Origin of the sequence: Virgibacillus sp. M23, from assembly GCF_034190895.1 — a bacterium.
In the GTDB taxonomy this organism is placed as follows: domain Bacteria; phylum Bacillota; class Bacilli; order Bacillales; family Amphibacillaceae; genus Virgibacillus; species Virgibacillus salarius.
Genome location: NZ_JAWDHA010000013.1, coordinates 74,697 through 83,246, shown reverse-complemented (window position 1 = coordinate 83,246; position 8,550 = coordinate 74,697). Strand labels below are relative to the sequence as shown.

Genomic DNA, 8,550 nt, shown 5'->3' with positions numbered 1-8,550 from the left:
TTACAAACGAGTCAAAATGATATTGCTTAGCCATACGTAATCCCTCCAAATTATTCCATTTATAATGTCAGAATAACGAATAACTTTATGGTTTTTAAAATATCCTGCTTAACTTGACGGCTATGGGCCGTGCCCGCGGAAAGCGCGTATATTTTCACGGTGCGGCGATGATACTCCAATTGATAACATGATTATTCGTATTTTGAGTAAAGAAGTTGTGTTTTGTTCCAGCCTCTTTTTTCAAAATTTAAGCAAGATACGTACCCATCACTTTATTCACATAGTTACGTGTTTCAGTAAAAGGTGGAATACCTTGGTATTTATCAACATTTCCTGGTCCAGCATTGTATGCTGCCAGAGCTAATTCCACATTACCGTTATACCGACCAAGCATTTGACTTAAATACTTTGCACCACCATTAATGTTTTGTTCGGCATCAAATGGATTCGTTACCCCTAACCCCTTAGCTGTAGTAGGCATCAACTGCATCAGTCCTTGTGCACCTGCACTACTACGTGCGCTAGGATTAAAGTTTGATTCGTTTTTAATGACTGAATATATTAGTTTCTTATCTAGATTATATGTACCAGCTGCCTTTTCAATCAAATGGTCGATGGATGTATTGGTAGGAATGAGAGACGTATTTGTTGTAACAGCGCTGGTGGCTGTATTTTTATTAGTATTGGACTTTTGTCGCAGGTCTGTACCTGCTTGTAATTGAGAAACTTGATCTAATTGATTTTGCAGCATTTGCTTGAATGCAAGGTCTATCATTGGAGAATGATTAGAAATTGCATTTGAATTTGATGTTAGAATAGACATCGCTTGATATTGCATCATCTGTTGCAGCTCTCTAATCTCCATGGGCATACCCCTTTCTTTTCTACTACTAGTTTACTATATTTACCAAGATAAGCAATAAAAATTTCTAGAAAACAAGGACTTTTTTCCCGGCATTCTGTAACAAATTTTTGTAGAAAGAGTCTTGCCCAATACAGATTATACGTGTACATAAGCTTTTTATTTCATCCATATCATGGGATATATATATGATTGTTTTCTCATCTGTTTTAGCTTGTTTTTCCATGTAACTCCCAATTTCCTTTTTTGATTTGAGATCAATTCCTACTGTTGGTTCATCGAGAAGAATAATAGTAGGGTCATGAATGAGACTAATAGCCATATTTAATTTTCTTTTCATTCCACCTGAGAGTGTGTGAGCAGGTTCATTCCATTGATCTAATTTCATTTCTAAGCAAAGCTGCCGTAGTTCCTCTTCGGTTTTTTTTACCCAGGACAGCTTTTCGAAAAATAACATGTTTTCTCTGACAGTAAATTCATCCCAGATCGCTATTTCCTGAGGTACATAGCCTATTTGTTTACGTATTTTCTTCCAATCTGAATCATATGATAAGTCGTTTAATGTTAACGTACCTGCGCTTGGCGTTTGTAATGTAGCGAGGATACTCAATAGTGTGGATTTTCCAGCACCATTTTCACCAACCAAACCAATGATTTCACCTTTCTCTACTGAAAAGGTAAGATCTTTAAATATCTGCTTTTTATTATAGTATTTTGTTAAATTATCGATATGAAGCATAGGATTTCTCCTTTCGGATATACCAAATCATAATAAGTAGTAAAAAGGCATATAGCCAAAAGTTATTTAGTTCGTTGTTGAGAAATGGTGCTAGCGGATTTAACCATTTCATTATTGGGAATTGGTTAACGATTCCATCTGCAGGAATAATTGCGCCACTTATAATGGCTGTTAATAATGTAATAATAAAGGCTATTCCATAATAAGTAGTACGATTTCTCATATTAGCTGCTAATAAGAAAGTACCGGTGACAAGCATTAACCGAAAGGACATCATTGATCCAAGTTTGCTTAGGCTAATTGGCTGATCTAGTAAAAAGTGAAATACAAGTAAAGTAATGATATCACTTATAAAAAACAAACCACCGTATAGCAGAGTGTTCCACAAACAATAGGACGTAAATGAAAAACGGATAAATGGAAAACGGGTTTGCATGGATTGCCGTTTTTCTTTAATGACCCAATCAAATAGAAATAACGTTGACAATAAAGCGAAAATAGCCCATAACCCCCACTTATTCCAGGATGGGAGGGAGTTGTTTGTTTGCTCCTCATTGTCATTTTCAAATGTGAATGTCGTTCGGAGCAAATTTTGATCACGTTCAATATCCTTACTCTTTTCACTTATTTCCTCCATTGTCCATGTGTTTTCTAGCTCATATTGTTTACTTAGTTGCTGTACAGTAAACGCCGTTTTCATTCTACTAGTTTCTTCTTGAACATAGGAAGCAACCATTTCTGAAACAGGTGTATAGGCAAATGATAAATCAGATTGATAACTTTTCACTAATCCATTTCTACTGCCTTTTTTTATTTGGTCTTGATAGCCTTCTCTAATAATAAAAACACTATCTAGTTCATGCTTTTCTAATTGACGTAATGCCTGCTCTTCTTCCAGTATATCTAAACGTATAAGCGGAGATTGATCTAGTTTATCAGCAAGATTTAATGCTAACTCAGTTTTTTCTTCTAAAACTATCCCAACTGGAATTTGACTGTCTTTCTGTAGACCATTCATTAACTGAGTGAAGCCTATAATAGCTATAATCGGGAGTAGTAACCAAAACAATAACGGTATGATTTGGTGTTTCCAATGGAGGAGTCGGCTGTGTAATATAGCTCTCATTTGAATATCCGCTCCTTCACATTTGAGATACCTAGTAATATAAATAAACTAGTAAGAACCATTCCTCCTAAGGGAATAAAGTCAGAGTAAGAACGACCATTAAGGATAATTTCTTGTAGCCAATAGAATGTTTCCGAAGAAAAAATATAGGCTAAGAGTTCCTGTAACCTAAAAGGTAAATATATAACAGGTATGATAGCTCCGCTTAATAAAAGGAAAATACCTGTATAAAGAGAATACACAAGCAATTGGAGTCGCTGTGATGGCACCATAACCTCTAATATAGCTATCCCTAACAGAAAAGCAAAGCAATATAAACCAGTAATACTGCCAATTCTAATTGCATCTGATAGTACAATTTCCCAGTTCATGAAGGACTGTATAATAAAAAAGAGCATCATAGCAAGTATAAAGGTAAGGAAGAGCGTTATAAATATTTTTGCGATGATTTGCTGCAATTCATGAACACCATATAGCTTCATTCGTTGCTTTAAAGTATTCGTGTCTTTTTTGTATAAAAAGTTATAAATGATAAGTAACCATAAGGTGATAATTACAAACCATCCAGCCATCGCATAATAAGATACTGGATTAGCCGTTGCTTGATTCGTTATTTCGTTTTTATCAATAATCCGTGTTCTGCCGATTGTGTAAAAAACAAACTCCTTAAACTGTTCAAAGATGAAATCATTTCTTTTTTCATCATCCATGCCTAATTCTTTTGCATAATGATTAATCGTAAGGACATTTGCCTGAGAAGCACGAATATGTCTAGTTACACTCTCCACGAATTCTTTTATCATTTGACTTTGTGCAGGTTGATGTGGATTGCCAATAATAGGTAGTTCCACTGAATGTCCTTGGTAAAGATCATTAGTAAAATCGTTAGGGAAAACAATATATGTACTTAATAGGTTATTTTGAATTTTTTTCTTAGCTACTTGCTCTTCCATGGTATTTAGTTGAATATAGGAACTTAATTGTGATGTATCGTCTAATAGGTCAGCAATCATTTTGGTTTCTTTTGATCGATCCAAATCAACTAAACCAACCCTAATCGGGTTTGCTTCATCAGGAGTAAAAAAGGTGATAATGATCCAAAGAATTAGTCCAACGATTATAAAAGGAAGAAGCAAAAGAAGAGGAAGTGATAGCCACTTCCTCTGGAGTTGTATAACATTGTTTTTTGAAAATAATAAAACTATACGTATGAAATGCATGGTGGCACTTCCATTTCTTTTCTAAATTTCTAAACTTCTAGAATCCTGTACCGCCGCCTTCGGATAACATTCCGAATAACCATTGCTGGAATTTAGGCGTCACTTCCATTTCGAAGTATTGTCTTAACTCATCTGCTTTCATTTTGCCTAGATCTTTCACGTTATCACCTTCTGGGATATCAACGCTATCAACTGTTTTACCACTTACTTTCGCGTTTAAGGTAAACATGTCTTGATTAACCGCAGGGCTTTCTACAGAAAAATTATGCTCTGAATTCATTGTGTCTTTCTTGTATGTGGAAGAACCGTTCCAAATTAAACTTCCACCGCCACTAGTAGGTTCTTCAAGTGTAAATGTTCGTTCAAAATCTCGTTTATTGTCTTTTAATGTTTCAGTGCCTTCGTATTTGAGTTTCGTATCTTCAATTGTTAGAGTAATAGAATCTGATGCTTTGTTATCCTTCCAAGCTAAATCTCCAGCGATATTCAGTTTTCCTTCTCCTAGAGAATCTTTATATGCTAAATCATAATTAAAGCTTTGTTTTTCGTCCTTTAGCAGTTGTGTACCTTTTACTGTAAATGTTACAAGTTCATCCTTGTTCGGCCCCATTTTGATACTTACATCTCGTTGAGCGATAACATCATCATGAATCCAAATGGTTGAATTTAAACCATCAGGAATTTGGAAATCCTTAAGCCCGTTTTTGGCTTCAGAAATACCTGATTCAAAATCAGAAATCATCTGTTCAAATTCGCTATCGACAGCAGTTCCACCGAGTTGTTGAAACGCCATTTGTTCACGAAGTAATTCTTTTACCTTTTCATCTTTTTCGAGCTTGTCAAGAACTTTGTTTAAAATATTCTTTACCTTTTCTTCTGTAATATGCATCGTGACTTTTTCCGTATCTAATGATTCATTGTGTACTTTAATAGATTCTTTTTTACTTTCAAATGCATCATCAGGAATTTCATCATAAATCATCTCTGCGTATTCTTTTTTAAAGTATTCTAAATCTTCTTCTGTCAACGTACCTTCAAACATAGATTCTAAATCGATTGATTCTTCACCGGTAAATGTTGCTGGATCCAATTCATGAAGTAGGGTACCAAAATCATCACCGTTTAATGAAATAAGTTCTTCAATGAACGGAAGACCTAGCATGAGTTTATCCGCTGTCATGTAGAAATCTACGCCATCAATCTTCATGCCACCAATATCTGCATTTACTTTTGCTGACATTTCTTTATTTTTCATATCTGTAGCACTTGTTATAGATATTGTTGAATTATTAATTAGCTGGGCGGGATCCATTTGACCATAACCAACACTTCCACTTGGAAGGTTGTACTCAGCTGATAAATCAACAGTAGATTCTGTTGGATTTTCCTTTGATTGTTCGACCCATTTTAGCTCTGGCTCATAACGTTCTTCGATTTTTTCACTCAATTTTTCAATTGAGTTCTTCTCTGCTAAGAAATATTGCTCCTTCCCTGATAGATTTGTTACTACGAAGGCTGCAATACTTCCTCCAACAACTAGCAATACTGCAACAACAATTGCTATTATTTTTGGCATTTTACTTTTTTGTTGTGCTTCACCCATAAAATATTTCCCCTCTCTGTATCATACTCCATAATTATATGTATTATTAAACAATCAAAAGGATAACTATGGAAGTATCTGCATTGTTTATATCACTTAATAAAAATGTAGTCAAATTGTTCCATCCCTACATTTTAAAGCCTACGTAAATCAAGTATGAATTTATCTTGAAACCAAAATAAATTTTAGGTAAAAAGACCTAATTGAATGCGCTTCCTTATTAAAAAACAACGCGAATCTTGCTCTTAAATTCACTTGTTAATTTTTATGTAGGTAATAATAACTATTTTTTATTTTTTTAAAACGATCTTTATGTATGAATTATTGTGATTTTATTTAAACAATAGTGAGAATAAAATATGCTTATATCTGAGCATATAACAACTGATTTTGGCGGGGGTATCAAAAGCAGTAATCATTAAGAAGACGGAATTATGGACGGAAAAAGAGGGGAAGAATTTAGGCTCTTCTCCTCTTTACTGTTTCTCATTAATTATTTGCTACTTCTTTAACACCTTGTTCTAGCGCTTCAATCATTTCCTGCTTATCCTGTTCATCGGAGTGTTTCCAAATTAGTTCAAAAAGTACCCCTAAACCAGGGAGCATTTTTTCTTCTCCATTTTGAATCGCATCTACGATAGTTGCTTCTAATTGCTCCTGATCATTGGAGGAAATATTTGACAATATTGCTTTTCTTAAATTTAAATCCATTGTTTCACCTCTTTATTGTTGTATATTAAAATGCTGAGTTAATAAACTTGTTGTAGTGCCTAGTTTGACCTATATCCATAGAAATATGTATGATATGATAGAACAATTAAAAGTGAGGAATGATGAACATGTTAACTTCTGTTAAGAATGGTAAGGTAAAAGCATGGAAAAAGCTACATAGACGAAAAGAACGAAAAAATGAAGGTGTATTCTTAATAGAAGGTTTTCACTTAGTAGAAGAGGCCTGGAATAGTGAATGGGAAGTTATTGAAGTTATCATTCAAGAAGGTATTGCTACGCCAGATTGGTGTGAAGCAGTTTTAGTAACTGAAGTAAGTGAAACTGTATTTTCCTATATTTCACAAACAAATTCACCTCAAGGAATTGCGGCCGTAGTCAAAATCAAAAACGTAACAGATGTTTTTGATTATCCTGTACTTTTAATTGACTCACTTCAAGACCCAGGCAACTTAGGAACGATTATCCGTACTGCTGATGCAGCGGGTTTTTCAGGAATTATTCTTGGTGATGATACGGTGGATGTGTTTAACGATAAAGTAATTCGTGCTACACAAGGGTCATTATTTCATATACCAATTATACAAGCTAATTTGTTAGAGCAAGTGGAGCAGTTACAGCAGGATGGTGCCGAGGTATGGGCAACTGCCTTACAGGATGCTGAAGTTTATTCGAAGGTAAAGCCTAAAGAAAAACTTGCATTGATCGTAGGGAATGAGGGAAACGGGGTTAAGCAAGAACTTAGAGAAAATGCGGACAAAATTGTAACAATTCCTATCTATGGTAAGGCTGAGTCGTTAAATGTAAGCATAGCTACAGGAATTTTAATGTACTACATAAAGGTATAGTCTTGCACACTTTATGTAATTTCTCTATAATATAAATACAATAATATGAAAAGCGTTGAAGGAGCCAGATTTCTATTGCAATATACGATATAAGGGAGAAATGCCAATAGACTGAAAGCATTTTATCGTATAAATAGTTATCTATTCACTCTGGAGCAGATACTTGGACCTTGTAAAGCAAGTAAAGGTATTCCGGGAATATCCGTTATCATGATTGAGTTGAGCACATTCTGAAAATGCTTGTGTTAACTAGGGTGGTACCGCGAAATAAAGCCTCGTCCCTTGTTGGGATGGGGTTTTTTATATGGTCATTCCATGGTGGTAAATACGGTTGCTAATCAAGGTTTAATTATAAAGGAGGCAGGAATAGAAAATGAAAGATCAATTGGCATCAATTGAAAGAGAAGCACTTAATAAGATTGCAGACGCAGAAAGTATGAAAGAGCTACAAGAGATTAAAGTCGCCTATTTGGGTAAAAAAGGTTCCTTAACCAGTGTACTTCGTGGGATGGGAAAGTTATCAAAGGAAGAACGTCCGGTTATTGGCGAATTTGCCAACCGTGTACGGGAAAACATCACAACTTCCTTAGATGAAAAAACAGAAAGTCTAGAGCAAATGGCATTGGAGAAGCAATTAGAAAAGGAAACGATTGATGTTACACTCCCTGGCCGCCCAATCAAAGTTGGAGGACCACATTTACTCACGAAAATAATTGAGGAGATCGAAGATTTATTCATTGGAATGGGATTTGAGGTACGTGAGGGACCTGAAGTCGAAACTGATTTTTATAATTTTGAATCCTTAAATTTACCGAAGAATCATCCTGCTAGAGATATGCAAGATACCTTTTTCATTTCAAAAGAACTGCTAATGCGTACGCAAACGTCACCTGTTCAAGCACGTACAATGCGAGCGTATGGAGGCGATAAGCCTGTGAAGATGATATCACCAGGGAAGGTATACCGACGTGATACAGATGATGCCACGCATTCCCATCAATTCACACAAATTGAAGGATTATATATTGATAAGAACGTACGAATGAGTGACCTAAAAGGTACGTTAGATACATTTGCAAAAAAAATATACGGAAAGGATCGTGAAATTCGATTACGACCAAGCTTTTTCCCGTTTACAGAGCCGTCTGTAGAAATGGATATCTCTTGTAAGGTTTGTGACGGGAAAGGCTGTTCAGTTTGTAAAGGGTCAGGCTGGATTGAAATTTTAGGTGCTGGTATGGTTCATCCTAACGTCCTTTCCATGGCGGGGTACGATCCTGATGTTTATAGTGGATTTGCATTTGGCATGGGGCCGGAAAGAATAGCCATGCTTAAATATGGTGTTAATGATATACGACAGTTCTATACAAACGACATTCGATTTTTAAAACAGTATCATAAAGCATAGGGAGGAAGTGAAATC

Annotated in this window: 8 protein-coding genes; 2 read left to right on the top strand and 6 right to left on the bottom strand. The window is 35.3% G+C overall.

All coding sequences use genetic code 11. The features are described 5' to 3' along the window. Positions 1 to 247: 247 nt before the first annotated feature. The 6 genes from RVS70_RS07805 to sspI form a co-directional block, all read right to left on the bottom strand. Complete coding sequence (locus RVS70_RS07805) at positions 248 to 865, bottom strand: lytic transglycosylase domain-containing protein (RefSeq protein ID WP_026681404.1); 618 nt, start codon at positions 863 to 865, stop codon at positions 248 to 250. Positions 866 to 929: 64 nt separating this feature from the next. Further along, positions 930 to 1,601 carry an ABC transporter ATP-binding protein gene (locus RVS70_RS07800; protein ID WP_026681403.1) on the bottom strand — a complete coding sequence of 224 codons (672 nt, stop codon included), beginning with the start codon at positions 1,599 to 1,601 and terminating at the stop codon, positions 930 to 932. After that, a complete protein-coding gene (locus tag RVS70_RS07795) occupies positions 1,585 to 2,727 on the bottom strand; it encodes an ABC transporter permease (RefSeq protein WP_026681402.1) in 1,143 nt (380 codons plus the stop codon). The genes RVS70_RS07800 and RVS70_RS07795 overlap by 17 nt, the downstream gene beginning before the upstream one ends. After that, positions 2,724 to 3,947, bottom strand: a complete 1,224-nt coding sequence (locus tag RVS70_RS07790) for an ABC transporter permease (protein ID WP_026681401.1) — start codon at positions 3,945 to 3,947, stop codon at positions 2,724 to 2,726. Before RVS70_RS07790 ends, RVS70_RS07795 begins: the two co-directional genes overlap by 4 nt. 37 nt (positions 3,948 to 3,984) lie before the next feature. Then, positions 3,985 to 5,550, bottom strand: a complete 1,566-nt coding sequence (locus RVS70_RS07785) for a DUF6583 family protein (protein WP_026681400.1) — start codon at positions 5,548 to 5,550, stop codon at positions 3,985 to 3,987. 489 nt (positions 5,551 to 6,039) lie between these two features. Next, positions 6,040 to 6,261: a small acid-soluble spore protein SspI gene (gene sspI, locus RVS70_RS07780; RefSeq protein ID WP_026681399.1), complete on the bottom strand. Its 222-nt coding sequence runs from the start codon at positions 6,259 to 6,261 to the stop codon at positions 6,040 to 6,042. Positions 6,262 to 6,389: 128 nt separating this feature from the next. On the opposite strand from sspI, the gene RVS70_RS07775 reads away from it, so the two are divergent. Together RVS70_RS07775 and pheS are read left to right on the top strand one after the other, a co-directional pair. Beyond that, the gene (locus RVS70_RS07775) at positions 6,390 to 7,127 is read left to right on the top strand and encodes a TrmH family RNA methyltransferase (RefSeq protein ID WP_026681398.1); all 738 of its coding nucleotides are present in this window, start codon (positions 6,390 to 6,392) and stop codon (positions 7,125 to 7,127) included. 373 nt (positions 7,128 to 7,500) lie between these two features. Next, a complete protein-coding gene (gene pheS, locus RVS70_RS07770; RefSeq protein ID WP_026681397.1) occupies positions 7,501 to 8,535 on the top strand; it encodes a phenylalanine--tRNA ligase subunit alpha in 1,035 nt (344 codons plus the stop codon). Positions 8,536 to 8,550: the final 15 nt, after the last annotated feature.

Bases quoted from the DNA above. Each gene is read 5' to 3' on its own strand.
- sspI (WP_026681399.1), bottom strand. From the start codon at position 6,261: ATGGATTTAAATTTAAGAAAAGCAATATTGTCAAATATTTCCTCCAAT.
- RVS70_RS07785 (WP_026681400.1), bottom strand. From the start codon at position 5,550: ATGGGTGAAGCACAACAAAAAAGTAAAATGCCAAAAATAATAGCAATT.
- RVS70_RS07795 (WP_026681402.1), bottom strand. From the start codon at position 2,727: ATGAGAGCTATATTACACAGCCGACTCCTCCATTGGAAACACCAAATC.
- RVS70_RS07800 (WP_026681403.1), bottom strand. From the start codon at position 1,601: ATGCTTCATATCGATAATTTAACAAAATACTATAATAAAAAGCAGATA.
- RVS70_RS07790 (WP_026681401.1), bottom strand. From the start codon at position 3,947: ATGCATTTCATACGTATAGTTTTATTATTTTCAAAAAACAATGTTATA.
- RVS70_RS07805 (WP_026681404.1), bottom strand. From the start codon at position 865: ATGGAGATTAGAGAGCTGCAACAGATGATGCAATATCAAGCGATGTCT.
- RVS70_RS07775 (WP_026681398.1), top strand. From the start codon at position 6,390: ATGTTAACTTCTGTTAAGAATGGTAAGGTAAAAGCATGGAAAAAGCTA.
- pheS (WP_026681397.1), top strand. From the start codon at position 7,501: ATGAAAGATCAATTGGCATCAATTGAAAGAGAAGCACTTAATAAGATT.